The sequence below is a fragment of the Paenibacillus sp. YN15 genome (assembly GCF_003285005.1).
In the GTDB taxonomy this organism is placed as follows: domain Bacteria; phylum Bacillota; class Bacilli; order Paenibacillales; family NBRC-103111; genus Paenibacillus_AR.
Genome location: NZ_QMFA01000037.1, coordinates 51,512 through 74,339 on the forward strand (window position 1 = coordinate 51,512; position 22,828 = coordinate 74,339).

A 22,828-nucleotide genomic window follows, 5' to 3' on the forward strand; every position below is an offset into this window, starting at 1 on the left:
CCCCGGCTGAAGCCAAAAAATGGAATGAAACTGCGGGATGGAGGGAAGGGCATGAATCTGTTAGAAGAAATCAAACGGAATTTTGCAGTGGCCATTGTGCGGGGAGCCTCGCCCCAGGAGGCGCTGCCCGTTATCCGGGCCTTGTATGCCGGCGGTATCCGGGTGCTGGAGCTGACAGCGGCAACACCGGGAATTATGGGGCTGGTGGAGAAGGCCAGGGCGGCCATGCCCGATGATCTTATTGTTGGGGTGGGGACGGTGCTGGACCCGGAAACGGCCCGCGGGGCTATTCTGTCGGGGGCGCAATTCATCCTGTCTCCCAGCTTGAAGGCGGAGACGGTAACTCTGACCAAGCGCTACGGGGTCATAAGCATCCCCGGAGCCATGACCCCCGGGGAAATTCTGGCAGCGTATGAACTGGGGGCTGATGTAGTTAAAGTTTTTCCCGCAGGCCCTCTTGGCCCCTCCTATATCAAGGATATCCACGGGCCTCTCCCGCAGATCCCCCTGATGCCTACAGGCGGAGTCGGCCTGTCCAACATCGGGGAATATGTGCGTGCGGGAGCCGCGGCTGCAGGCTTGGGAAGCGCTCTTTACAGCCCCGGAGCGGGGAAGGACCAGGATAGTCTGGCCCATCTGGAGGCAAAAGCGCGCAAGTATGTAGAGGCTATTGCTGCTGCCCGTTCCGGACAGGACCTAATATGAACGGTTGCCCACAAAATGGGCGATGCGGATCAAATCCTCCTTGTGGCGTCCATCCGGCAGGGGCGCAAGGGCCTCAATGGCTTTGCGGATGTACCGCTCCGCCAAGGCTTCTGCATGCCGCACACCTTCGCTGTTCAGGATGAGCTCCAAAAACCGGCTGATATCCGTTTGGCCGTCGGCGGCCTGGATGCGCTCCACCTCTGTCAGAAGCTCCACATTGGAGGTTTCCTCCCGGAGGGCATAGATCACGGGAAGAGTGATATTGCCCTGGCGGATGTCGCTGCCCGGCGGTTTGCCGATCTGCTCCTCCGTCCCGCTTAAATCCAGCACATCGTCCCGGATTTGAAAGGCCATGCCTACGTAATACCCGTAACGCCAGAGCCGCTGGCTGATCAGGTCGCCGGCCTCGGCAGCCAGCGCGCCCAATTGGCAGCTTATGGCGATCAGCAAGGCCGTCTTCCGCTTGATGCGCAGCAAGTAATCCCTCACCCGCTGGCCGGAATGGAAGAACAGCCGGATTTGCTCCATTTCGCCGATGCTCATCTCCACCAATGCGGAGGACATGGACCGGTGAATCCGGGGATCGGGCAGCTTGGTAATCACCTCCAGCGCCCTGGCAAAAATATAGTCCCCCGTATACATGGCCACCCGGTTATCCCACTTGGCGCGGACGGTGGGCTGGCCGCGGCGGGTATCCGCGTCGTCGATGACATCGTCATGCACCAGCGACGCCATATGGATCAGCTCCATCGATACGGCTATATTCTTCAGCCTGTCCATGTCGTAGCGTCCGAACTGGCCGGACAGCAGGACAAACACCGGGCGCAGCCGCTTGCCCCCCGCCTTCAGCAGATGCAGGGAGGCTTCGCTTAACTGGACATGCTCCGAACGGACGGAGCGGTCCAGTTCTTTTTCTATTTGGTTCAAATCTTTTTTTAAGCGGGCATAAATGTCGACTATTTTCATTCCTTCACCTGCATTAGGGTATTTTCCTTCCAGATCCGGATAGCCGGCTGTTTGTCCAAAAGCCCAAGCTCTGCAGCCAGCCTGAAATACAGCGACAATCCCTTCCACTGGGCCTCTGCAAAATCGTAGGCCAACTGGCGGAAGTAGCGGTCCCAATAGGCCTCAGTTCCGCCTACCGTGGCCACTGCCAGGCTGATCATGCCGGAGGCGTCCTTCAAGCCCTTCTCCTTGCTCTCCACAAAGGATTCATACACCTCGCGGATCAGCTCCGGATATTGCCGGACCGCATCCTCCCGGATCGCCCAGACGGCAAAGGACATCCACTGCCCGGTTAGCCGGTTCCATTCCTGGCCAAGATCCGTCATCAGATACCCGTGATCCTGCCAACTGGCCCGGATGGCGTCATCTCCGATGAGGAGAGCGCCGTCGGCTTCCTTCATCATGGCGTCCAGATCCGGGGGCGAGGAGAAGTAGGAGGGTGTCCCTTTATAATAATGCTCCAGGATGATCTTTAGCAAATTTACGGAGGTGGCCGAGGTATTTACCAGCGCAACCCTGCCGTTTGCAAGCTCGGCGAGCGGCTTCCGGTGGAACAGCAGGATGGAATTTACCGGCCCCCAGGCGCTGACGGACAGGTCCGGCAGCAGCACATATTCATCCCCATGCTCCCCGTAAGCGAAGCTGGAGATGGGCCCCATGGCTACCGTTCCTTCCGCCATAGCCCGGTTCAGACTGGCAGGAACCTGGCGGACCAGCTCCACTCTGCCGGCGAATTGACTTTCCGGAAAGTGATGAAAGATCGGCCACACATTGGTGTAATCAATACGGCCGATCCGTATCGGATATGGATTCATTTGTATGCGCTCCCCATCTTGTATACATATCGTGTTCGACATCCATCATGTCCAGGATTTTCCCCACCAGGAATCGGACCATATCCTCCAGAGTCCGGGGCTGGTGGTAAAAGCCCGGCATAGCGGGAATAATCTTCACACCGCTCCGGGCGAGAATTAACATATTCTCCAGATGAATCGCATGCAAGGGGGTTTCCCGCGGCACCAGAAGGAGGGGCCGCCCCTCCTTCAGCACCACGTCCGCCGCACGCTCCAGCAGATTGTCGGATGCTCCCCTGGCCACGGCGGACAAGGTTCCCATGGAGCAGGGGACGATGACCATGCCGGATGTAAGGAAGGAGCCGCTGGCTACGGCGGCGCCCACATCGCGGACCGGATGCAGGGTAAGCAATCCGTCTGCCGGGTCCAGCCGCCGTCCAAGCTCCGCTGTGCGGTCCGACGTGTTCCAGCCCAGCTCGTCCTTCAGCACCCGCCATCCTGCATCCGTTACAATCAGATGCACCTGAATCCCCTGCCGGAGCAGCTCGCGGCACAGCTCCACGCCGTATACCACACCGCTTGCCCCCGTTATGCCGACGATCCACGGCTTCCTTGCCTTTGCCATCAGTGCACCACCATATCGAATAAGGTAAATGCGAATACGAGCATGCTCAGAATGCCGTTCATGGTGAAGAATGCCGTATTCAGCTTGCTAAGATCATGGGGTTTGACCAGGTGATGCTCATAATACAGAATCACATACGCAATAATGAGTCCCGCAAAAAATACCCAGCTCAAATCGGTAATCATATACAGCGTGGCAAAACCGATGGCGGTCAGCACATGCAGCCCTCTGGAGATCAAGAGCGCCTTGGCAATGCCGAACCGGGCGGGAATGGAATGCAGACCGGCGGAGCGGTCATATTCGATATCCTGGCAGGCGTAAATGACATCGAAACCTGCCGTCCAGCAAGCCACCGTCAGATAGAATATCATGGATGTCCAGTCGATCCTGCCGGTTACCGCCACCCAGCCGCCCAGAGGCGCAAGGGCGATGGTTAAACCGAGGATAATGTGGCACAGCCAGGTAAACCGTTTGGTATACGAGTAAAAGACCAGGAAAAAGACGGCGATGGGAAGCAGCTTGACGCATAATGAGTTCAGTTGGGAGCTGGCCCAGAATAATAAGGCGAATGAGACCGCAATAAACAAAATCACTTCCGCGGAGCTGATTAGACCGGCGGGAATGGCCCGGTTCCGGGTTCTGGGATTCCTGGCGTCAATGGCCTTGTCAATGACCCGGTTGAGGCTCATGGCCGCCGTCCGGGCGCCCACCATGGCCAGCGTCACCCAGCCGATCTGGCCCCATGAAGGCAAGTGGCCGTTTACCATCATTGAGCCCAGCAGAGCGCCCATATACGCGAAAGGCAAGGCGAACACGGTATGCTCAAATTTAATCATCTCCAGGAAAATCTTGATTTTATTCCACATACGCCGCGCCCCCTCCTTCCTCACCGGATTTGATTCCCAGATGAAGAGCGGCGATGCCGCCGGTGAAGGGCCGGGCTTCCACCCGGGTCAGACCGCATTCCCGGAAGATTCGCGCCAATTCCTGATGATCGGGAAAATGAATCAATGATTCCGGCAGCCACTTGTACTGCTCGTACCGCTTGGCCAACAGCCGGCCCAGCAAGGGAAGAATTCTCTGGAAGTAAAAATAATAAATGGACTTGAAGGGCTGCCAGACGGGCTTGGACAATTCCAGAGAAACCACCATTCCGCCGGGCTTCACCACCCGCCGCATCTCCTTAATCACCTGCACCAGATCGGGCACATTGCGGAGAGCGAAGCCGATGGTGGCGTAATCGAAGGTATTGTCCGGGAAGGGAAGCGCCATGGCGTTGCCTTCGATCAGGTCAACCTGCCGCTCCAGCCCCATCTCCTGCACCTTCCGCCTGCCCAGCTCCAGCATGTTCCTGCTGAAATCAAGCCCGACAATCCGCCCGGAGCCGCTGGCCTGGGCCATGGCAATGGTCCAGTCGCAGGTTCCGCAGCACAGGTCGATGGCCGTATCCCCCGGCTTCATGGCCATCCGCTTCATGGTTCGTTTGCGCCAGGCCTTATGCCGCCGGAAGCTCAGCACATCATTCATCAAATCATACTTGGGGGCGATGCTTTCAAAGACCTCATGCACAAACTTTTCCTTGGTTTGGGTGGAATTCATCCGCTCGTCACCTCATCGCTCCTCCAGCAGCCGGCGGCTGCCGCACCATACGGAGAAAAGGGTCCCCGGTCTGCAGCAGCTCCTGCATCAGTCTGTCCGAATCCAGTAGCTTTGCCTTTTCGTACAAATAACCCACCTGCTCATCGAGCAGCTGCAGGAGCTGTTCCTTGATCCTGCATTTCTGCATCAAGCTGGCGACTTGCTCCTTCCTGTCCGCAGAAGACTCCAGCTGACGGAGCGCCTCCGCATATCCCTGCTCCCTGATCCGCCAATACGCCCAGCTGTCCCAAAACTTGTCCGGGTTGCCGCAATGGTCCAGCTCGTCCGCCAGCAGCTCGCAGCAGGCGAAGCTTTCCAGGATGCCGTGCCACGCCTTGCCCAGCCCGTTTTTCATCAGGTGGTCAAAGCGGGCGAACAGCTGGGCGCGGATGACCGTCATCCGCTGCAAATACTCGTCAGCCGTGAGCTTCATTTGCTGGATGCGGGCATACAGGGTCATTTTGAGACGGTTGACCTCACATATGGAACCGGCAATCTGCTCCACCATCTCAATCTGCCCGGCTTCGGACAGAAGCTGGTAATATCCCGAGCTGAAATAATCGCCCGCCAATACCTTCAATTGGCGGGAACGGACAGCTTTCTTTTCTTTCACCTGATTGGACACGGAGACCATCTCATGGATATCAATGCCCATTTGCACCAGGGCTACGGCCAGCGTCAGGTTTTCCGCCGCCTTCCCCGCATTTCCGGATTCCTTAAGAAAGGCCAGAAGCAGCCTGGAGCGCGCCTCCGGGAAGTCGGGCACATCCGTGTGAAGCCGGATCATATCGTACTGTGTATATTGCTTTGCCAACTCTGGCAGGTGAAATGAATTCATCCGGTTGCCTCCGAACATGATGAAAATCACACTCAAATCTACAGCATTTAATTATAGCATAACCTGCAATTGACCGCACGATTTCGTGAATATTTTGTGGCGGCGATCAGTTTTGCTTCATCCAAACGGGAGTATAGCTGAAATTCCCCTGCTTCTCCAGCTCGCTTTTGAACAGGGAAACGGGACTGTCCATAGGCAGCAGCTCCCTGTTCCATTGGCTGCGTTTGGCCTCCATGGCCAGCAGCAGCTCCTTGGAGTGCCGGTCGCCGTTGTTTGGCTGCAGCACCCGCACCAGCAGATGGTTTACATTGGCGGTGGAATTCCAGGAGAAGGCGAAGAGCCCATACAAATCATGATAGACGAATCTTTCCCCGCTCACACCCTTCGGCAAAAAAAGATCCACCGACAGCATCCCGTGCTGGAGATTGGCGCTGGCTATTTGCAGGTCCAGGGGGACGGACGCCAATGCGTCCACCAGATTGGTCTCCGTCAGATAACCCGCTCCTCCGGGCCTGAATACCGGGTCCGCCTGCGATCCCCCTTGGGGGAGCCAGGACAGCCCCCAGGCAATTCCCAGAGACAGCAGCAGCGCCGCGGCCATGCCCTTCGCAAGCTTCATCGCTCATCAACTCCCGCCGCCGGAAACAAGGCCCGGCCGATTCATGGTCCTCCTTTCCATTGTACAAAAGAAAAAAGCAGGCTATGCCTGCTTATCCCTAAAATCATCCCCGGTTCTTATTCTTCTGTATCCACAATTCCGTATTTTGTCCAGATTATCGCTTTGCCACGGACCTTCACCGCGGAGGTGTGATCCGTAAACTGGGCAATCATCACTTCGCCCTTGTCCAGCTTTTCCGTATGGTGAAAGCGGGTGTCTTGCCCTCTGGTCAATCCGATGACATGCACACCGTTGTCCTTGGCCTTCACTACGAAATATTCTCCGCTCTGCGTCTCTTCCTTGTCCATCTGCTTGGACCTCCTCTAAAAGCTTCCTATGCTCTTACTCTTATGATGCTTGATTGTCCCTCTCCTGTCAAACCCCGGGAGAAAGAAAAAAGACATCGCAGTTAACGATGTCTTCTTCATATGGTCGGAGTAACACGATTTGAACGTGCGACCTCACCCACCCCAAGGGTGCGCGCTACCAGGCTGCGCTATACCCCGATACCCTGTTGCTTCCGCCCATTTTTCGGCGGCAAAAATGATTATATTCGGTTTTTAATGATTTGTAAAGGGGGAATTCCATATTTCTTCATATTTCCGGGCCGTTTCCTAATTGTGCAATTGTTCCACCTGTACCATGGTTGCGTCCAAGTCAGCCTCTATCAATTTAATCCGCCGCTCCAGCTTGCCGAAATTGATGTTGGTTTCACTGCGAAAGGTATGCAGCAGGTCCTTGGTTGCAGCTGTATCCGCTTTTGAGAGTGACACTTCCTGTTTCAGTACGGTCATGTCCTGCTGCAATTCCTCAATATGCCTGTTCGTTGCCCCCTGCATTTGAATCAGGGTAGTCAGCATCTGCTCCTGCTGATCCATTCGGCCCATGATTTTTTCCATAAATTGACTCATGTCCTTCATCGCAACTCCTTCTTGTCCGCAACATGATTATACCAGCAAAAGGCACCGCAGACAAAGAAAAAAGACATCGCAGTTAACGATGTCTTCTTCACATGGTCGGAGTAACACGATTTGAACGTGCGACCTCACCCACCCCAAGGGTGCGCGCTACCAGGCTGCGCTATACCCCGATACCTTCCCGCGCCCGCCATTTCCCGGCGGCAAAAATTACTTTACCTTATTTCGCACAGCATGTCAACCTTTTGGATATCACTTTTTTAAAGTCAGACAATTCAGGACAAATCAGACTTTTCGGCCAGCACCGCCGGAAGGCGCTAAAAAAGCCGAAGAATCCGATAATCAGATTCCACGGCCTGTCTCTTCCGAATAAAGCATCTATGTACGGGAGCTTATTGAACACCGTCTCTCAGAGCTTTGCCGGGTTTGAAGGAAGTCACCTTGCTTGCGGGAATGTCGATTTCCTTGCCGGTTTGCGGGTTTCTGCCCTTGCGAGCGGAACGCTCACGCACCTCAAAGTTGCCAAATCCAACAAGCTGAACTTTGTCGCCGCTTTGCAGCGCTTCGGTGATGGCCTCGAATACCGCTTCGACAGCTTTCGTAGCGTCCTTCTTGGACAGTTCGGAGCTTTCTGCAACCTTGGCGATCAAATCGGATTTATTCATGCATATTCACCTCCCCCCGGTATATTACATGTGTTTACCGATTCTTTCGGAATTATACGTGTCCATTGAATAAAAACGAACAAATTTATAGTAATACACCATCGGTCCAATTTCAAGTCGAGAAATGAAGTTTTCCCTTACGGATACGACAAATTGCGTGCATTTGTCCATAAATAGGCAAAAAGCCCCAGTCTGTGAACAGCTGTTCAGCAGTTGGGGCTTGATGGAGGGGAAGCTTGAAATTAGAGAATAATGGCGATCAGACCGCCGGAGCCTTCGTTGATGATCCGCCCCAGAGTCTCCTGGAGCTTGTAGCGGGCATTGTCCGGCATCATCGCCAGCTTGCCCTGAATGCCCTCGCGGACGATGGAATGCAGCGAACGGCCGAAGATATCCGATTCCCAGATTTTCAGCGGATTTTCCTCGAAATCCTGCATCAGGTAGCGGACCAGCTCTTCGCTTTGCTTTTCCGTCCCGATGATGGGGCAGAATTCGGACTCCACGTCTACCCGGATCATATGTACCGAAGGAGCGGTAGCTTTCAGGCGCACTCCGAAGCGGGAGCCTTGGCGGATCAGCTCCGGCTCATCCAGCGCCATTTCGGCCAAGGTAGGCGGCGCAATGCCGTAGCCGGTGGTTTTCACCATTTCCAGCGCCTCGGCAAATTGGTCGTATTCCCGCTTGGCATGGGTGAAGTCCTGCATCAGCTGCAGAAGATGGTCCTTGCCGCGGATTTCCACACCCACTACTTCCTGCAGAATGTGGTCATACAGCTCATCCGGCGCAAACAGATCGATTTCGGCCACACCCTGGCCCATATTCATATCCGCCAAGGCGGCGCGCTCGATAAAGTCGTATGCCCCGAATTGGCCCACCACCCGGTCCACATCCCGGAGCCTGCGGATATCCTGCACCGTATCGCGGACGGAGGATTCAAATTCCGTGCGCAGCCAGTGCTTCTCATCCAGCACCATCACCCAGCTGGGCAGGTTGACGTTCACCTCATGCACGGGGAACTCATACAATACCTCGCGCAGCACGGAGAGCACATCCTCTTCGCCCATGGTGGCGGCGGACAGGGCCATAACCGGTATATCATACTTGGCGGACAGCTCGGCGCGGAGCTCCTGGGCCGGCTCGCTGTCAGGCTTCATGGTATTGATAACCAGGATGAACGGCTTGCCGACTTCCTTCAGCTCGGCCACCACCCGCTCTTCCGCCTCCACATAGGAGGAACGCGGAATTTCGGCAATGCTGCCGTCTGTGGTAATAACCACGCCCAAGGTGGAGTGCTCCTGGATCACCTTGCGGGTGCCGATTTCGGCCGCCTCCTGGAAGGGAATCGGCTCATCAAACCACGGAGTGGAGATCATCCGGGGACCGGCTTCATCCTCATACCCCTTGGCTCCCTGCACGGCGTAGCCGACGCAGTCCACCAGGCGGACATTGACGTTCAAGCCTTCGCCAACCGAGATTTGAACCGCATTGTTGGGCACAAATTTGGGCTCGGTGGTCATGATGGTGCGGCCGGCGGCGCTTTGCGGCAGCTCATCCACCGCTCTCACCCGATCCGACTCGTTCTTGATGTTGGGGATAACCACCGACTCCATAAAACGCTTGATGAAGGTGGATTTCCCCGTGCGTACCGCTCCGACCACTCCGAGATAGATGTCTCCGCCGGTGCGTTCGGCAATGTCCTTAATGATATCGACTCGTTCCAACATGATCCCCTCCTGAATTCCTTCAAAATGTAGTACATCAAGCGCCGGAGCTTCCCGCCGAACAATCTCCCGCCCTTCTTGTACCCGAAAAAGATGCCTGATGTGAGCTGCAATGAAAGCCACACTCGTACCATCTTTTGGACTAGTAAAAATATATGTGTACAGCCCCGGAATATGACAGAGAATTCTATAGTAAAATTCCCGGGAGTACCCACCGGCCAATCCGGCTTTTGCGCAAGTCATGCGCAAAGCTTCCCCGATTTATGATATATGAGCGGTTCCCAAGGCTTATGACTGCCCCGTATGCCGGAAAGCGGCGCAAACGCAAAAAAGCTGCCCAGGGCAGCCTCAGAGTTTGAAAAAAACCATCTTATCCGCAGCTTCGCGCTACCACAGCTCCTCTTCCTCCTGCTGGCGCTTCAGCTGGGCCCTTACCGCGGCCTTAAGCGGGTCCTCCGGCAATTCTACAGTAACCTGCCCCGCAACCCTGGCCTGGCAGGCAAAGCGGTAGCCCTGCTCCTTCAGAGCCCCCAGCTTGGCCGTTTCCGCTTGCTTGGGCTCGGAAAGCCCTCCGGAGCCGCCGACTACCTTTACCTTGCACATCAGGCAGCTCAAGCCCCCGCTGCACCGCGTCCTGACCGCCGCCTTGGCCTGTCTGGCCGCCTCCAGCAGCGTTACTCCGGCACGGACAACAACCTTCTTTCCGTCCGGCAAAAACTCCACCTCCGGCATATGTAAATCTCCTCTCTAGCATTTTCAACAAACATGCTATCATCATACCACCCATGCGGAAAAATGAAAAAAATTTACGCCATGTGAGAAAAACCTCATGGTATACCGACAGTTCACCGTGAAATGGCCTGGCTCACACCTGCTCTCTGTATCCGGAAGAGCATAGCGGAACTGAGGGACTCTTATAGCGGCTTTTGCCGCTTATTCTCTCCTGAACGGAACTAAGAAGCCCTTATTCCCCGCCGCAGCCTTATTTCCTGCCTATTTTCGCCGCATCAGGGATTTAACGGTTTCTCAGTTCCGCTAATCATCCAAAATCCCGTTTTCTCCGCCATAAGAGTCGCTGAGTTCCGCAACAAAAGAGTACCTGCCTGGCCAATGACAGCTCCTCGCAAAAACCAGGCTTGCGTGCTTGCAAACCAGGTCAGATGATGATTCGCAGAACACAACGCGATCAAAAAAACCGCCCGAAGGCGGCCATTTACTTCTTCCCGCCCATCATCATTTTCATGAGGGCTTCCATATTGTTGGGATTGAGATTGCTGCCCTTAACCGCCTTCACAATTTCGCTCATGGTCTGCTCCGAAACCGGAACGTTCACCAGCGACGCCACCTGCTTGATCAGTTGGCGCAGCTGCTCCTCGCTTTGCATGGTGCCGGGCTTCACATTGCTGGCGAGCTTATGAATATCCTTTTGGGAAACGGATTTTCCGGTTTTGCTTTTGACAGCCTTCAGCACATCCTTGGACATATCTTTGCCGGGCATCGGTTTACCTCCCCTATTCCATTGGCGTTCATCGCCGGATAGGGTATTGTATGACACAATTCCGGAAAAGGTTTGGGCGGGCGCAGGCCCCCTCCCAGCTTAGACGAGCCATTTGCCCGCGGCCTCCTGGGCGATCTCCTCAATCTCATGGGTGCGGACACGGCCCATCAGGTCCTCTACCCCCTGCTTGGGCTCCTTGCCTTCAAACAGCACCTGGTACAGCACCTGGGTGATGGGCATACGGACCTGATATTGCTTGGACATTTGGTAGGCGGCGCGGGTGGTTTTAACCCCTTCCACCACCATGCCCATCTCCTCCAGCACCGTTGCCAAAGGCTTGCCTTGGCCCAGCATGTACCCTGCCCGCCAATTGCGGCTGTGGCGGCTGGTGCAGGTGACCACCAGGTCGCCGAAGCCGGAGAGCCCGGCGAAGGTCAGCGGATTGGCCTCCAGCGCCACTCCCAGGCGGGCAATCTCCGCCAGGCCGCGGGTCATCAGAGCGGCCTTGGCATTGTCGCCGAACTGGAGGCCATCGCTCATTCCGGCGCCCAAGGCGATAATGTTCTTCAGGGCGCCGCTTACCTCCACGCCAACCACATCGGGATTGGTGTAAACGCGGAAGTAGGGGCTCATGAAGAAATCCTGGGCCGCCTCCGCGGCGTCCAGCTGTTTGGCCGCCACCACGATGGTGGTGGGGCACTTCACGATGACTTCCTCGGCATGGCTGGGGCCGGACAGCACCACGATCCGGTCAGGGTCCTGCTGCGGCAGCTCCTCGGCGATGACGCTGGTCATCCGCTTCAGCGTCTCCGCCTCAAAGCCCTTGGCCGCGTGAATGACCAGCGTTTCGGAGGACAGGAAGGGCCGGATATTGCCCGCCACCTCCCGCATCCCCGACGACGGAGAGGCCAGCACAACGGCCTCCGCTCCCCGCACCGCCTCCTCCAGGCTTTGCGTGGCATAAATCCTGCCGGATAAAACCGCATCCTTCAGATAGCGGCTGTTGGTATGTAGGGTATTGATTTCATGAACCTGCTCGGGATGCCGGGTCCATAAGACAACCTCGTGGCCGTTGTCCGCCAGCACAGAGGCCAAAGCGGTTCCCCAGCTGCCCGCCACAAGCACTGCGGTTTTTTTCACAGGCTACCCACCTCCTTCAGGATACCTTCTTCTTCGCGCCCAGCTTATTTTCCTTCCCCTTGGCCAGCTTGACAATATTGCTGCGGTGCCGGACAAAGGCGAACAGCGCCACCAGAAGACTGATCCAGAACAGCTCCATCGGCCGGTGCAAGAGAAGGATAAAGACAGGTATGAATGCAGTAAACAAGAGCGATCCCAGGGAAACGTACCGGGTCACCGCAATGGTAACAATGGCAATGATGCCCGCCAGAAGCGACGGCAAAAAGGCCAGCGTCGCCATCACGCCGATGGTGGAGGCAATCCCCTTGCCCCCCTTAAACCCGAAAAAGACCGGCCAATTATGGCCGACAATAACCGCAACTCCGCAAATTATCCGGACCCAGATCAAATCCTGGCCCAGCCAAACCGGCAGCCATACGGCAGCCATCCCCTTCAGCACATCCAGGCTCAGAACCGCAATCGCCGGCCCTTTGCCCAACACGCGTAGGGTATTGGTGGCTCCCGCATTTCCGCTGCCGTGCTGGCGGATATCAATCCCCTTCAGCATCTTGCCCATCAAATAGCTGAAGCTGATGGAGCCCAACAGATACGCCACAACCACTGCAACTATCCACATAACCAACACTCCCCAAAAAGCCTTCCGTCATTGGAAGGCTCGCTCTTTTTCTCCTGTTAATCCTCCGATTTGCGGCGGGTGAATATCCGCAGGGGAGTTCCTTCGAAGTCAAACGATTCCCGGATTTTATTCTCCAGATAACGCTCGTAGGAAAAATGCATCAGCTCCGGGTCATTGACGAAAATCATAAACGTCGGCGGCTTCACCGCTACCTGGGTGGCATAGTTCAGCTTCAGCCGCCGCCCCTTGTCCGTCGGAGGCGTATTAAGCGCAACCGCTTCGTTGATAATGTCGTTCAGGACATGGGTGACCACGCGCATGGAGTGGTTTTCCGCAACCTTGTTCACCACCGGGTAAAGCTTATGCAGCCGCTGGCCGGTTTTGGCGGAGACGAACACTACAGGCGCATAGGACATAAACAGGAAATGATCCCTGATTTTGGTGGTGAATTGCTGCATGGTTTTGTCGTCCTTCTCCACCACATCCCATTTATTGACCACAATAATGCTGGCCTTGCCCGCTTCATGGGCATAACCGGCAATATGCTTATCCTGCTCGATAATCCCTTCTTCTCCGTTGATAACGACCAGCACCACATCCGCCCGCTCGATAGCCTTCATAGCGCGCATGACGCTGTACTTTTCGGTAGATTCATAGACCTTGCCCCGCTTGCGCATGCCGGCGGTGTCGATGAGCACATACTTCTGGCCGTCCTTCTCAAAAGGGGTGTCAATGGCGTCCCGGGTGGTTCCCGCCACATCGCTGACAATCACCCGCTCGGAGCCCAGCATGGCGTTGACCAGGGAGGATTTGCCCACATTGGGCCGGCCGATCAGCGCCACCTTGATGACATCCTCGCCGTACTCATCCTCCGCATCCTCCGGGAAATGCTTGCTGGCCTCATCGAGAAGATCCCCGATGCCCAGGCCATGCGCTCCGGAAATGCCCACCGGATCGCCAAAGCCCAGGGTGTAAAACTCGTAAATATCATCCTGCCGCTGGATATTATCCACCTTGTTCACCGCCAGCACCACAGGTTTGCGGGACTTGTAGAGAATTTCCGCAATCTCCTGGTCCGTGGCCGTAACCCCTGCCTTGGCGTCCACCATAAACACAATCACGTCGGCCTCTTCAATGGCCAGCTCCGCCTGAATACGGACGGAACGGAGAATTTCATCCTCCCCGTCGATTTCGATGCCGCCGGTATCGATAATGCTGAATTCCTGCTCCAGCCATACTCCCCTGCCGTAAAGCCGGTCGCGGGTCACACCGGGCTTATCCTCCACAATGGCCAACCGGTCGCCAATGATCCGGTTAAAGATTGTGGATTTGCCCACATTGGGTCTCCCCACAATCGCAATAATAGGTTTGGCCAATCCGTTCACTCCCTACATCATAACTATCTGTCTGTTCCAAAAACCTGCATGTCTCATGATAACAAAATAACCTCACAAAGGGAAGTCTTGCCTTTCTGCCCAAGGCTGCTGCAGCGCAAGGCCCCTCACAGGCAATTCTATGCCTTGTGGTCCACCACAATCAGCTGCCCGTTCCCAAGATCATGTACGGAGGCGTCCAGGATTTTCTCCAGGCGGAAAGCCAGCTTCTTCCGCTCCTCCTCCGAGGCGGCAATAAAGATGGGAGCCCCGCCGCCAACAACAGCGGCCGGATCGGGCGAGATGACGGCAACGATTTTCCCCATGGGTCCACTCCTCTCCTTATCCGTTACAGCTGGTCTCCCGTCCGGACATGGGCCTCCACCGGCAGCCGGACCGCACTTTCCAGCAGAGGCACCCGCTTCACCACGGAAAGGGCCAACCCCTGGTCAGGCTGCGGGGGAAGCAGCAGCACCGCCAAACGTCCGTCATTCATGTCCAGCTTGGCCATGGGCAAAAGGGACGGCTCGCCGGTATCCCGGTACACCCCCATAATCGTGCAGGCATCATGCAGAAGCGCCTGCCGCTGGCCGATGCTGGACAGGGTGATGCGGCTGTTCTTGTCCTTGGGCTTAAGAATGCAGCCGATGCCGTGCTCCCGGATCAGCTGCCTGGTTTCATCCAGCCCCACATTCATGATGTAGATATCCCCCACATACAAATCCGGCCCCTCAATCCGCACCGGAGCCGTTTCCACATGGGCGATGCTGGAGAGGGACTTGCCGGTTTTATAATAATTGGAGACCAGAAGCGCCAGAATCCCGGCGGCAATCCCCCAATACCAGCCGAACAGAATACTGCACATGGAGGTCACAAGGGCGGTGAACATCACCATATAATTGCGGCCCTCGAAAACCATGGCGATTCCTTCTATATAAGTAGCGCCCCGCGGAACCAGCTCCATGCTGTCTATGTTGGTCAGGGTCTGCCGCTCCATGTTGCGCACATCGCGGAATTGCTGGGCGGCCAGCGTCAGGAAGGTAACGGCGGTATATTGCTTTTCCATAAGCGAAGGAACCGCCAAGGACCCCAGAGAGGCGGCAATCAGTCCCAATGCCAGATGGATAATCCGGCCATGGGGATAGGTGGGATATTGTCTGTAATCGGTCCGCAGCATGGACAGCCGGGCCAGAACGCCGAACAGAATGCCGGCGGCAATTCCTGCCGTATAGGGAAATTCCAACAGCTCCTTCACCGTCTCCAAGCCCTCCTGTCCCCGTTATCGTTTGGTCCCTTGCCTTAAGTATTTTGCCGCCAGCTTGCCCGCGGCTTCCAGCAGCACCGACAGGCCCCTGGTCAAACAGAGCAAAAGCCACCAATGATCGGCAAAAGCGGCGCCTCCGGCAACACTTGCCGTTTCCTGGTGAAACCAGAAAAACAGCGCCTCGGAGACCGTCAGACCCACGGAAAGGGCGATCCATTGCCAGAGCGCCCCTCTTCCCAGAAGCAAAGTGATAACGGCAATCACAGCAGCCTCATTCAGCCAGGCATGTCCCTGCGGCGCCAGCGCCGCCCATCCGCCAAGCTCCCTCAACAAGCAGTCGAAGGCGCCCAGCAGCAAGCCGCATACCCATACATGGGCGCGGAGCAGCGGGGCTTTCAGACTGCGGGTGGCCGCCGCGGCGCAGAGCAGGAGATAGGGCAGCGTAAATTGGATCTCCGCCCTTTCCAGCTCCACACTGAATAAAGCGGCAATCATCCAGCCGACAAAAAAAGCAAGGATGCCAGCACGCGGAATTCCGGGAAGCAGGATATCCTTCCAGCCGCTGGCCAGAAGGATCATGGTCACACTGATCAGAACAAGGGATAAATAGCCAGGATTCATGTCCATCCCCCGATTCCTGCCCCATTAAGGCGGTGTTTGGAACTCATCCATTAGTATGAGTTGCCGGAAGATGATTCATGCGAAAACGGTTATCTATCTCTTGCTCCTCCTGGCCAATGAATCCGTATCGATGCCGCGGGCCCGGCACCATTCCGCCGTCTCCCCCAAGATAACAACCGGACAGCGCCACAAGTCCTCCACGTTTTCGGCCCCAAGGGCAACCATGGCCAACGCGGCCTCTTCCTTCATCTCCCCGATCCCGCGGATCAGACCCTCCACCCCTGATTGCTGCAGCAGCCTCAGGAAAGCCCCCGCCACTCCCGCTGCGGACGCGCCCAAAACCAGCGCCTTCACCAGCTCCAGCCCGCTGCGGATGCCGCCGCTGGCGATCAGGGAGCCTCTGCCGAACGCAGGCGCACATTCCAGCAGCGCAACTGCCGTGGTGCAGCCCCATTGATTCAACGCCTCCAAGGGCCTGCTCCGGCGGGCATTCTCGATGGCGGCGAAGCTGGTTCCCCCCGCCCCGCCCACATCCAGAGCGTGGATGCCCGCCGCCTTCAGCCGGGCTGCGGCTTCGGACGCAATGCCAAAGCCCACTTCCTTGACGATAACCGGCACTCCCGCCGCCTCCGCAATCCGGCTGATTCTCTCCGTTGTTCCTTGGAAATTACGCTCGCCCTCGGGCATAAGCAGCTCCTGCATCACATTCAAATGAATTTGGAGAGCATCCGCCGAAATCATCTCCACCGCTTCCAATGCCTGCTCCACGGTGGCTTCCGCCCCCAAGTTGGCCAGAATAATCCCATCCGGATTCATCTCGCGGACAATCCGGTAGCTGTCTCTCATGGCTTTGTCCTTGATGGCCGACATCTGGGAGCCCACTGCCATTGCCGAGCCCGTTTCCCTGGCGGCTGCCGCCAGCTGACCATTAATCGCTTCCGTCTCCTGAGCCCCTCCGGTCATGGCATTAATAAGAATCGGCGAACTCAGATTGAGTTCGCCGATTCGTGTAGCCAATGAGACGCAGGAGAGAGAAATGTCCGGCAGGGCATTGGGAACAAGCCTCACATCCGCCAGTCCGTTGCGGCCTTGCGGCCTTATGGACAGGGCATGGTGAATATGCTCCATCTTGCGGGATATCCTCATGTCGCAACCCCGCTCCCGATTATTTTTTGAATTTGTTCAACTTGTCGCCAAAACGCTCGCCCAAGGTCAGGTTCAGGCTTTGGGAAGGCGGCGCAAATTCGGCATTGGAGGTATCACGGCCGGAGCGGTGTCCGCGCTCGCCGCGCTCACGTTCCGGTCTCGGCTCTCTTGCGGGAGCTTCCTGGGTATCCTTGATGGAGAGGGAAATGCGCTTCTCGTCAGTGTTGATATCCAATACCTTCACTTGAACCTCTTGGCCTTCCTTCAGCACCTCATGAGGCGTGCCGATATGGGAGTGGGAGATTTGGGAGATATGGACCAGGCCTTCTACGCCGGGAGCCACTTCCACAAACGCGCCGAAGGTCACCAGACGCTTAACGGTGCCTTCGATGATATCGCCCACATTCACCTTGCCGGCAATGCTCTGCCAAGGTCCGGGCTGGGTAGCCTTGATGGACAGGGAGATGCGTTCGCTGGCAGGATCAACCTTCAGCACGTGGACGCGAACCTTGTCGCCTTCCTTCACCACTTCGGAGGGCTGCTCAACATGATGCCAAGCCATCTCCGAGATATGCACAAGGCCGTCGATGCCGCCGATGTCGATGAACGCGCCGAAGGGAGTCAGACGCTGAACCGTGCCGTCCAGTTCTTGTCCAACCTTGATGCCGGCAATGATTTCCTTCTTATTGGCTTCGAACTCCTCATCCAGAACATCCTTCTGGGAGAGAATCACCTTGTTCTTCTCACGGTCGATTTCCTTCACGCGCAGGCGCAGGGAACGGCCCTTGTAATCGGAGAAATCCTCCACGAAATGACGCTCCACCATGGAAGCGGGCACGAAGCCGCGCAGGCCTACATCCACTACCAGACCGCCCTTAACCACGTCGGCAACCTTGGCTTCCAGGATTTCCTTGGATTCCAGCTTTTCCTGCAGCACATTCCAGGCTTTTTCGCTGTCGATGGCGCGTTTGGACAATTGCAGCGTTTCCTTGGCGTCATTGATGTTGATAACCTTCAGTTCAACCTCGTCGCCCACTTGCACAGCGTCGGCGGCGTTATCCAGCTGAACGGAGGACAGATCGCGCAGAGGAATGATGCCGTCATATTTATAGCCGATGTCCACGATCGCCTGGTCGGCTTCCACTTTCACGACCTTGCCCTTGACGATGTCGCCCTTCTTGACGGTCATCACTTGAGTCAGGTCCACTGTATTTTCTGTTGCAGGCACTTCCGCTTCAACTGCGGATGCTTCTGTCGCCCCGTTTTCTGTTTGATCCAGCTTGATTTCTTCAGTCATTGTCTATTCCTCCTTGTTTAACAACCAAACCCCATATTTATGATGGGTGTAGTATAATTCCAAGATACCATTTCCATTCATTTCAATCAATTTGTAGCCGTATTTTTCTTTACCCGGGAGAGGCTGCGGATGGCTTCCATAATCTTTTCGGTAGCCGCCTCCTGCTGCTCGGAGCTTCCTCCGTCAAATTCCGACAAATCCACAGGTTTGCCGTAAGTAACGGTGGTGCGCCGGAACAGCTTATAGCCTCCTTCAATGAAAGCGGGCACCACTGTCGCTCCCGAGCGGAGAGCGAGGCTGGCGGCCCCCTTCTTGCCCATGCCTCCGGCGTTTTTGCGGGAACCCTCGGGGAAGATCGCCAGCATATGGCCTTCCCGCAGATGGGTCAGCGCCAGCTTGATGGATTCCTTGCTGACACCGCCGCGCTTCACCGGGAATGCCCCCAGCTGTGTGACAATCCAGCCGAAGCCCGGAATCCGGAATAGCTCTTCCTTGGCCATAAAGTGAATCTGGCGCTCCAGATAAGAGCCGACAAAGGGCGGGTCGAAATTGCTGGTATGGTTGCAGCACAAGATCACGGGACCCGCGGCAGGGACATTCTCGGCCCCGACAATCTCCGCGCGGAACAGCACCTTGAACATGCCCCGAAACATAAAGCGTATGCTTCGATACAAAACCACCTTGTTACCTCCACTCCGTCTTGGTTCTGCACAGTTCGAGGACGGCGTTGACCACTTCGTCCAGGGACATGTCCGTGCTGTCCAGAAGCACCGCATCCTCGGCCTGCCGGAGGGGAGACATCTTGCGTCCGCAGTCCAGCTGGTCCCGCCGCTCGATATCCTTCTCCAGATCGTCAAGCGAAATGCCGGACGCGTCCATCTCCAGATACCGCCGCTCCGCCCGCCTGCGGGCGCTGGCCGTAAGGAATATCTTCACCTCGGCGTCAGGCAGAACGCTTGTCCCGATATCCCGCCCGTCCATCACAATACCCTTGGCGGCAGCCATGGCTTTCTGCATGGCGACCAGCCGTTCCCGGACCTCGGGAATCGCCGCTATATGCGAGACATGAAGATTGATCTCCTTGGAGCGGATGCACTCGGTTACATCCTGCCCGTCCACCAATACCGTCTGACCGGCCAAGCCGGGCAAGAGCTCAATGCGGGTGCGCGCGGTCATATCGGCAATGGCGGACAAATCCTCCAGAGGAATGCCTTCATGCAGAACCTTCCAGGTAATCGCCCGGTACATTGCTCCCGTGTCCACATACACATATCCCAGCTCTTTGGCCACCATGCGGGCAACCGTGCTTTTCCCGGCTCCTGCCGGCCCATCCAGCGCAACATTGAATTTCCCCAAAAGCCCCGGCCTCCTTTACACAACGCAAAAAGCAGGCCGCGCCTGCGAACGTTGAAAATTATACCATAGAATCGCTTCTTTATGCAAAAGCTGCTATGGTTTTTTTCCCTCCTGGACGGGGAAAGGAGTCCCTTCCAGTCTTTCCACCCGCAGAAGAGCATGGCGGACCGCCGGTATCTGCAGAAGAAGCTGCGCCACCACCAGCAGAACCGCCAGCACGGCGGCGATATGCAGAAGCCTTCTTTCCACCGCGGCGGAGAACGTCTTGAACAATTCCTCATAGGTCGGTTTCTTCATGTTTGCCGCACCTCCGGTAAGAGTGTACGACATGCATTATTTCCAACCGCTTCGTGTAATATCCTAATTTTTCCGGATTTCCAGCTGGCGCTCGAAGCAGAAGCGGATGACCTTCTGGCGGTCTTTATCGGAAATCTCGGAGAATTGCAGCATCACCTGCTGCTTGCCCGTTTCCAGCGCTTTGATCCGGACGATCTCCCCCTTGAAGGGAATATGCTCCGGCTTGCCGTTCCGCGAGCCCAGGAGCAGCCAGCAGGACAACGTATCCCCTGCCTTGACGGGAATATTGCCCTCGCAGAGGAAGGACGTTCCGCCTCCGCTTACATCATCGGTTACTCCCGTGAAGCGCATCTGCTCCCCGAGACTGGCGGCAATATCCAGCTCGGCAGGCACCCGGAGGAAGCTTCGCCGCTGAATCTTGGTAATGGCTTCCGGAGCGGGCCTCCGGATCAGCACCGTGCGGAACTCGTTGTCCCGGATGCCCAGCACGGTGCTCATGAAGAAGTTCTTCATGCCGCCCTCCGTCAGGAAATAAATCGACAGCTCATCCCCCTGGAACAGCCGCTTCAGCCGCCCGGTCCGTTCATTCATCGGCACTTCAATCTCGATATACTCCTCCGTCATGTCGGAGATTCTTGCCTTGTACTCCTGCATGGATTCATCCTCGTCAATGGAATTGATCTGGATGTGCAGGATCTGATTGATTTTGGGGAGCATGAAAGGGTTTGCCTCCTCATCTATTCCTTGCCCGTTTGTCTAATAGGAATTATAACATTAATGCCGGACAAGGCCAGTCCTATTTTTCTGCAAGCCCCTCCCCTGCGCGGAACGGCAAAACCCAACGCGGAACGGCAAAACCCAATTCCCCAAATGCAAAAAGCCTCCCCGCCATACGGCAGGGAAGCTGGGAATGGAGTCTGAAGCCGGTTATACGCGGGCATCCGCGGCTCAAGCCCCTTGCTGGACCTCCTTGAACGCCTCCACCTTTTCCTCCAGGCCGGTTTCGGCGCTGATGTAGATTTTGTACATGGAGTCATTCATTTTGCCCACAAACTCATAACACAGCACTTCCTCGTCCAAGTCGTTGCGAATCCAGGCTTGGTTTACGGATTCCACCTTCAGGGAGGGATTTACATCCTTTCTCGCCTCCTCCACGGACAGGGCAGGTTTGGGGAAATTCCTGCTCTTGTGCTCGTAGATATAATCCGAGGCTTGGAGACCGGTTACCTCCGCATTGTCCAGCGCAACCTTGACCACCGTTTTTTCGGGATAAACGATAATCTCCCCGTCTTTCCTGGCAAAGGTGAAGGAAGCCGTGTTGGCATACTCGTCGTAGTTCACCGGAACCATGGAATCATACCCGTGGGTGGCCAAAAAATCTGCGGCGGCAGACTGGGCCCCCTGCAAGTCCACATTCCTCTCGTCCACATTCCGGGAGGACATGTAGTAGATGATGTGGCCGCCTTTTTTGGAGACATCCAGCTGCATGTCTTCGCCGGAATACGGGTTTTTGCCCTTCACGCTGTAGCTGCTGAATTCGGTTCCCGCCCCGTTTTCCGCCACCTGCAGCTCACCGGTGCCGTCAGGCAGCTGAAGGAACTGGGCCGCCTTCTGCTTGGCTTCCTCCGCATTGATGTCCAACCCCGGGAGCGCGCTGTAGCTGCGCTTCTGGAAGGTGGAGGCCATGGAGGGACCCCAGTCCAGCTCCTCGTATTCGGATACCTTTTTGTCGACGGTCATAAAGCCGTCCACAATGGTATTGTCCATCTGCTTCTCCTGGGTGGCCAGAGCGGTCTCCACATCCATCCACCTTAGGTTTTCGGCCAGCACCTTGCCCTGCACCTCCTGGAGCTCGCTGTTGATCTCGTTGGCATGCTCATACAGGGTTTGCAGCGTCTTCTGCTCCTCCGGCGTCATGGGTTTTTTGGTCAGATCCCGGACAGCGGTCCGGTACGTGAAGTTGGCGATATTGGAAAGGAACTCCTCGGTTTTGTTGAAGGGCAGCAGCGTCAGCGGCAGCTGGTTGATTTCATTCTGCGCCTGGCTGGTCAGCCGCCATACATTGGTCAGGCTTCTCCGGTAATAGTCGTTGGAGGTGGAATTGGCAGCCATGGTTTTGCCCAGCTCCGTCTGCAGTTGCTCCACATGGAAGGACAAGTCATGGAAGGCGCGCTGGTACTGGTTTTCCGCCTTGATCAGCATGGTGTTCTTCTCTTGATTCTCCTGATAACCCCAGATGGCCGTCCCGATAAAGGCCAGGGTCATAATCGGAAACAATATCATGCTCAATCGTCTGTACATGATGGCATCAGCTTCCCCTTTCGGAAAATGGATCGGTTGCTTGTAGCTTGCGTTCCGGGGAGCCAGATTATGCACGCTGTTCCATTCTTGCAAAAGCCTTTTCGGTTGCCCTTGAACTTGCCCGGGGAGCAGCTGCTCCGCGGGCATCCCATGCGGACTGAGGTTCCGCTATTTTTCAAACTTGCCTGTTTTTGAATCATACGCGGACACAGGTTCCGTTATTTGTTTTCCGGAGGGCTTGAACTTGCTGTTTTACCGCACATAACGGATTCTCTGTCCGCTCAGACCACTAGCGATGCATCAAACCTTACATGAGAAAGGAAGCAGAAATCCTTCTCCAAATGTTCATAGAA

27 protein-coding genes and 2 tRNA genes are annotated in these 22,828 nt (G+C 56.2%); 1 reads left to right on the plus strand and 28 read right to left on the minus strand.

From position 1 onward, the window contains the following. Positions 1–51 precede the first annotated feature (51 nt). Positions 52–705 (plus strand): bifunctional 4-hydroxy-2-oxoglutarate aldolase/2-dehydro-3-deoxy-phosphogluconate aldolase, encoded by a 654-nt coding sequence (locus DQG13_RS23390; RefSeq protein ID WP_113022620.1) that lies wholly within the window; start codon positions 52–54, stop codon positions 703–705. Here DQG13_RS23390 and DQG13_RS23395 read toward each other — a convergent pair. The 28 genes from DQG13_RS23395 to ypeB all read right to left on the minus strand — a co-directional run bounded on the left by DQG13_RS23395 (position 697) and on the right by ypeB (position 22,475). Then, positions 697–1,671: a polyprenyl synthetase family protein gene (locus DQG13_RS23395; RefSeq protein ID WP_113022596.1), complete on the minus strand. Its 975-nt coding sequence runs from the start codon at positions 1,669–1,671 to the stop codon at positions 697–699. The genes DQG13_RS23390 and DQG13_RS23395 overlap by 9 nt on opposite strands. Further along, on the minus strand, positions 1,668–2,525 hold the full coding sequence (locus DQG13_RS23400; protein WP_113022597.1) for a menaquinone biosynthetic enzyme MqnA/MqnD family protein: 858 nt from the start codon (positions 2,523–2,525) through the stop codon (positions 1,668–1,670). The genes DQG13_RS23395 and DQG13_RS23400 overlap by 4 nt, the downstream gene beginning before the upstream one ends. Continuing rightward, complete coding sequence (locus DQG13_RS23405; protein ID WP_113022598.1) at positions 2,491–3,129, minus strand: UbiX family flavin prenyltransferase; 639 nt, start codon at positions 3,127–3,129, stop codon at positions 2,491–2,493. Before DQG13_RS23405 ends, DQG13_RS23400 begins: the two co-directional genes overlap by 35 nt. After that, the gene (locus DQG13_RS23410) at positions 3,129–3,995 is read right to left on the minus strand and encodes a UbiA-like polyprenyltransferase (protein ID WP_113022599.1); all 867 of its coding nucleotides are present in this window, start codon (positions 3,993–3,995) and stop codon (positions 3,129–3,131) included. Before DQG13_RS23410 ends, DQG13_RS23405 begins: the two co-directional genes overlap by 1 nt. Then, positions 3,985–4,728 (minus strand): demethylmenaquinone methyltransferase, encoded by a 744-nt coding sequence (locus DQG13_RS23415; protein ID WP_113022600.1) that lies wholly within the window; start codon positions 4,726–4,728, stop codon positions 3,985–3,987. The genes DQG13_RS23410 and DQG13_RS23415 overlap by 11 nt, the downstream gene beginning before the upstream one ends. A gap of 7 nt (positions 4,729–4,735) precedes the next feature. After that, the gene (locus DQG13_RS23420) at positions 4,736–5,605 is read right to left on the minus strand and encodes a heptaprenyl diphosphate synthase component 1 (RefSeq protein WP_181592955.1); all 870 of its coding nucleotides are present in this window, start codon (positions 5,603–5,605) and stop codon (positions 4,736–4,738) included. A 106-nt stretch (positions 5,606–5,711) separates the two neighbouring features. Beyond that, positions 5,712–6,224 (minus strand): hypothetical protein, encoded by a 513-nt coding sequence (locus tag DQG13_RS23425; RefSeq protein ID WP_113022602.1) that lies wholly within the window; start codon positions 6,222–6,224, stop codon positions 5,712–5,714. Between the two features lie 116 nt (positions 6,225–6,340). After that, positions 6,341–6,571, minus strand: a complete 231-nt coding sequence (mtrB, locus tag DQG13_RS23430; RefSeq protein WP_113022603.1) for a trp RNA-binding attenuation protein MtrB — start codon at positions 6,569–6,571, stop codon at positions 6,341–6,343. Positions 6,572–6,692: 121 nt separating this feature from the next. Further along, positions 6,693–6,769: transfer RNA gene (locus DQG13_RS23435), tRNA-Pro, on the minus strand. Positions 6,770–6,877: 108 nt separating this feature from the next. Continuing rightward, complete coding sequence (locus tag DQG13_RS23440; RefSeq protein WP_113022604.1) at positions 6,878–7,183, minus strand: hypothetical protein; 306 nt, start codon at positions 7,181–7,183, stop codon at positions 6,878–6,880. A gap of 93 nt (positions 7,184–7,276) precedes the next feature. Beyond that, positions 7,277–7,353: transfer RNA gene (locus DQG13_RS23445), tRNA-Pro, on the minus strand. 219 nt (positions 7,354–7,572) lie between these two features. After that, positions 7,573–7,845 (minus strand): HU family DNA-binding protein, encoded by a 273-nt coding sequence (locus DQG13_RS23450; protein ID WP_113022605.1) that lies wholly within the window; start codon positions 7,843–7,845, stop codon positions 7,573–7,575. A gap of 242 nt (positions 7,846–8,087) precedes the next feature. Beyond that, positions 8,088–9,566: a stage IV sporulation protein A gene (gene spoIVA / locus DQG13_RS23455; RefSeq protein ID WP_113022621.1), complete on the minus strand. Its 1,479-nt coding sequence runs from the start codon at positions 9,564–9,566 to the stop codon at positions 8,088–8,090. A gap of 387 nt (positions 9,567–9,953) precedes the next feature. Next, positions 9,954–10,298 carry a 2Fe-2S iron-sulfur cluster-binding protein gene (locus DQG13_RS23460; RefSeq protein ID WP_113022606.1) on the minus strand — a complete coding sequence of 115 codons (345 nt, stop codon included), beginning with the start codon at positions 10,296–10,298 and terminating at the stop codon, positions 9,954–9,956. 481 nt (positions 10,299–10,779) lie between these two features. Further along, on the minus strand, positions 10,780–11,064 hold the full coding sequence (locus tag DQG13_RS23465) for a stage VI sporulation protein F (RefSeq protein WP_113022607.1): 285 nt from the start codon (positions 11,062–11,064) through the stop codon (positions 10,780–10,782). A 99-nt stretch (positions 11,065–11,163) separates the two neighbouring features. Beyond that, the gene (locus DQG13_RS23470) at positions 11,164–12,204 is read right to left on the minus strand and encodes an NAD(P)H-dependent glycerol-3-phosphate dehydrogenase (RefSeq protein WP_113022608.1); all 1,041 of its coding nucleotides are present in this window, start codon (positions 12,202–12,204) and stop codon (positions 11,164–11,166) included. 16 nt (positions 12,205–12,220) lie between these two features. Then, on the minus strand, positions 12,221–12,826 hold the full coding sequence (gene plsY, locus DQG13_RS23475; RefSeq protein ID WP_181592957.1) for a glycerol-3-phosphate 1-O-acyltransferase PlsY: 606 nt from the start codon (positions 12,824–12,826) through the stop codon (positions 12,221–12,223). A 50-nt stretch (positions 12,827–12,876) separates the two neighbouring features. Further along, positions 12,877–14,196, minus strand: a complete 1,320-nt coding sequence (gene der / locus DQG13_RS23480) for a ribosome biogenesis GTPase Der (RefSeq protein WP_113022610.1) — start codon at positions 14,194–14,196, stop codon at positions 12,877–12,879. 137 nt (positions 14,197–14,333) lie between these two features. After that, entirely contained in the window at positions 14,334–14,519 is a 186-nt protein-coding gene (locus tag DQG13_RS23485; protein WP_113022611.1) for a capping complex subunit for YIEGIA, read from the minus strand. Between the two features lie 23 nt (positions 14,520–14,542). Further along, the gene (locus DQG13_RS23490; RefSeq protein WP_258525822.1) at positions 14,543–15,448 is read right to left on the minus strand and encodes a YIEGIA family protein; all 906 of its coding nucleotides are present in this window, start codon (positions 15,446–15,448) and stop codon (positions 14,543–14,545) included. A 24-nt stretch (positions 15,449–15,472) separates the two neighbouring features. Further along, the gene (locus tag DQG13_RS23495) at positions 15,473–16,084 is read right to left on the minus strand and encodes a hypothetical protein (RefSeq protein WP_113022612.1); all 612 of its coding nucleotides are present in this window, start codon (positions 16,082–16,084) and stop codon (positions 15,473–15,475) included. 87 nt (positions 16,085–16,171) lie between these two features. Continuing rightward, entirely contained in the window at positions 16,172–17,224 is a 1,053-nt protein-coding gene (gene fni / locus DQG13_RS23500) for a type 2 isopentenyl-diphosphate Delta-isomerase (RefSeq protein WP_113022613.1), read from the minus strand. Between the two features lie 19 nt (positions 17,225–17,243). Further along, positions 17,244–18,521, minus strand: coding sequence for a 30S ribosomal protein S1 (gene rpsA, locus DQG13_RS23505; protein WP_113022614.1), 1,278 nt, complete (start codon positions 18,519–18,521; stop codon positions 17,244–17,246). Between the two features lie 86 nt (positions 18,522–18,607). Then, positions 18,608–19,162 carry a lysophospholipid acyltransferase family protein gene (locus tag DQG13_RS23510; protein WP_397334014.1) on the minus strand — a complete coding sequence of 185 codons (555 nt, stop codon included), beginning with the start codon at positions 19,160–19,162 and terminating at the stop codon, positions 18,608–18,610. A gap of 43 nt (positions 19,163–19,205) precedes the next feature. Next, complete coding sequence (gene cmk, locus DQG13_RS23515; protein ID WP_113022616.1) at positions 19,206–19,877, minus strand: (d)CMP kinase; 672 nt, start codon at positions 19,875–19,877, stop codon at positions 19,206–19,208. A 93-nt stretch (positions 19,878–19,970) separates the two neighbouring features. Continuing rightward, a complete protein-coding gene (locus DQG13_RS23520) occupies positions 19,971–20,174 on the minus strand; it encodes a hypothetical protein (RefSeq protein WP_181592956.1) in 204 nt (67 codons plus the stop codon). A gap of 63 nt (positions 20,175–20,237) precedes the next feature. Further along, positions 20,238–20,891 (minus strand): flagellar brake protein, encoded by a 654-nt coding sequence (locus tag DQG13_RS23525; RefSeq protein WP_113022618.1) that lies wholly within the window; start codon positions 20,889–20,891, stop codon positions 20,238–20,240. 231 nt (positions 20,892–21,122) lie between these two features. Further along, positions 21,123–22,475, minus strand: a complete 1,353-nt coding sequence (ypeB, locus tag DQG13_RS23530) for a germination protein YpeB (protein WP_113022623.1) — start codon at positions 22,473–22,475, stop codon at positions 21,123–21,125. Positions 22,476–22,828: the final 353 nt, after the last annotated feature.

Coding starts and splice junctions, on each gene's coding strand:
- DQG13_RS23390 (WP_113022620.1), top strand. CDS start 52: ATGAATCTGTTAGAAGAAATCAAACGGAATTTTGCAGTGGCCATTGTG.
- DQG13_RS23395 (WP_113022596.1), bottom strand. CDS start 1,671: ATGAAAATAGTCGACATTTATGCCCGCTTAAAAAAAGATTTGAACCAA.
- DQG13_RS23400 (WP_113022597.1), bottom strand. CDS start 2,525: ATGAATCCATATCCGATACGGATCGGCCGTATTGATTACACCAATGTG.
- DQG13_RS23405 (WP_113022598.1), bottom strand. CDS start 3,129: ATGGCAAAGGCAAGGAAGCCGTGGATCGTCGGCATAACGGGGGCAAGC.
- DQG13_RS23410 (WP_113022599.1), bottom strand. CDS start 3,995: ATGTGGAATAAAATCAAGATTTTCCTGGAGATGATTAAATTTGAGCAT.
- DQG13_RS23415 (WP_113022600.1), bottom strand. CDS start 4,728: ATGAATTCCACCCAAACCAAGGAAAAGTTTGTGCATGAGGTCTTTGAA.
- DQG13_RS23420 (WP_181592955.1), bottom strand. CDS start 5,605: ATGAATTCATTTCACCTGCCAGAGTTGGCAAAGCAATATACACAGTAC.
- DQG13_RS23425 (WP_113022602.1), bottom strand. CDS start 6,224: ATGAAGCTTGCGAAGGGCATGGCCGCGGCGCTGCTGCTGTCTCTGGGA.
- mtrB (WP_113022603.1), bottom strand. CDS start 6,571: ATGGACAAGGAAGAGACGCAGAGCGGAGAATATTTCGTAGTGAAGGCC.
- DQG13_RS23440 (WP_113022604.1), bottom strand. CDS start 7,183: ATGAAGGACATGAGTCAATTTATGGAAAAAATCATGGGCCGAATGGAT.
- DQG13_RS23450 (WP_113022605.1), bottom strand. CDS start 7,845: ATGAATAAATCCGATTTGATCGCCAAGGTTGCAGAAAGCTCCGAACTG.
- DQG13_RS23460 (WP_113022606.1), bottom strand. CDS start 10,298: ATGCCGGAGGTGGAGTTTTTGCCGGACGGAAAGAAGGTTGTTGTCCGT.
- DQG13_RS23465 (WP_113022607.1), bottom strand. CDS start 11,064: ATGCCCGGCAAAGATATGTCCAAGGATGTGCTGAAGGCTGTCAAAAGC.
- DQG13_RS23485 (WP_113022611.1), bottom strand. CDS start 14,519: ATGGGGAAAATCGTTGCCGTCATCTCGCCCGATCCGGCCGCTGTTGTT.
- DQG13_RS23495 (WP_113022612.1), bottom strand. CDS start 16,084: ATGGACATGAATCCTGGCTATTTATCCCTTGTTCTGATCAGTGTGACC.
- fni (WP_113022613.1), bottom strand. CDS start 17,224: ATGAGGATATCCCGCAAGATGGAGCATATTCACCATGCCCTGTCCATA.
- rpsA (WP_113022614.1), bottom strand. CDS start 18,521: ATGACTGAAGAAATCAAGCTGGATCAAACAGAAAACGGGGCGACAGAA.
- DQG13_RS23510 (WP_397334014.1), bottom strand. CDS start 19,162: ATGTTCAAGGTGCTGTTCCGCGCGGAGATTGTCGGGGCCGAGAATGTC.
- DQG13_RS23520 (WP_181592956.1), bottom strand. CDS start 20,174: ATGAAGAAACCGACCTATGAGGAATTGTTCAAGACGTTCTCCGCCGCG.
- DQG13_RS23525 (WP_113022618.1), bottom strand. CDS start 20,891: ATGCTCCCCAAAATCAATCAGATCCTGCACATCCAGATCAATTCCATT.
- ypeB (WP_113022623.1), bottom strand. CDS start 22,475: ATGTACAGACGATTGAGCATGATATTGTTTCCGATTATGACCCTGGCC.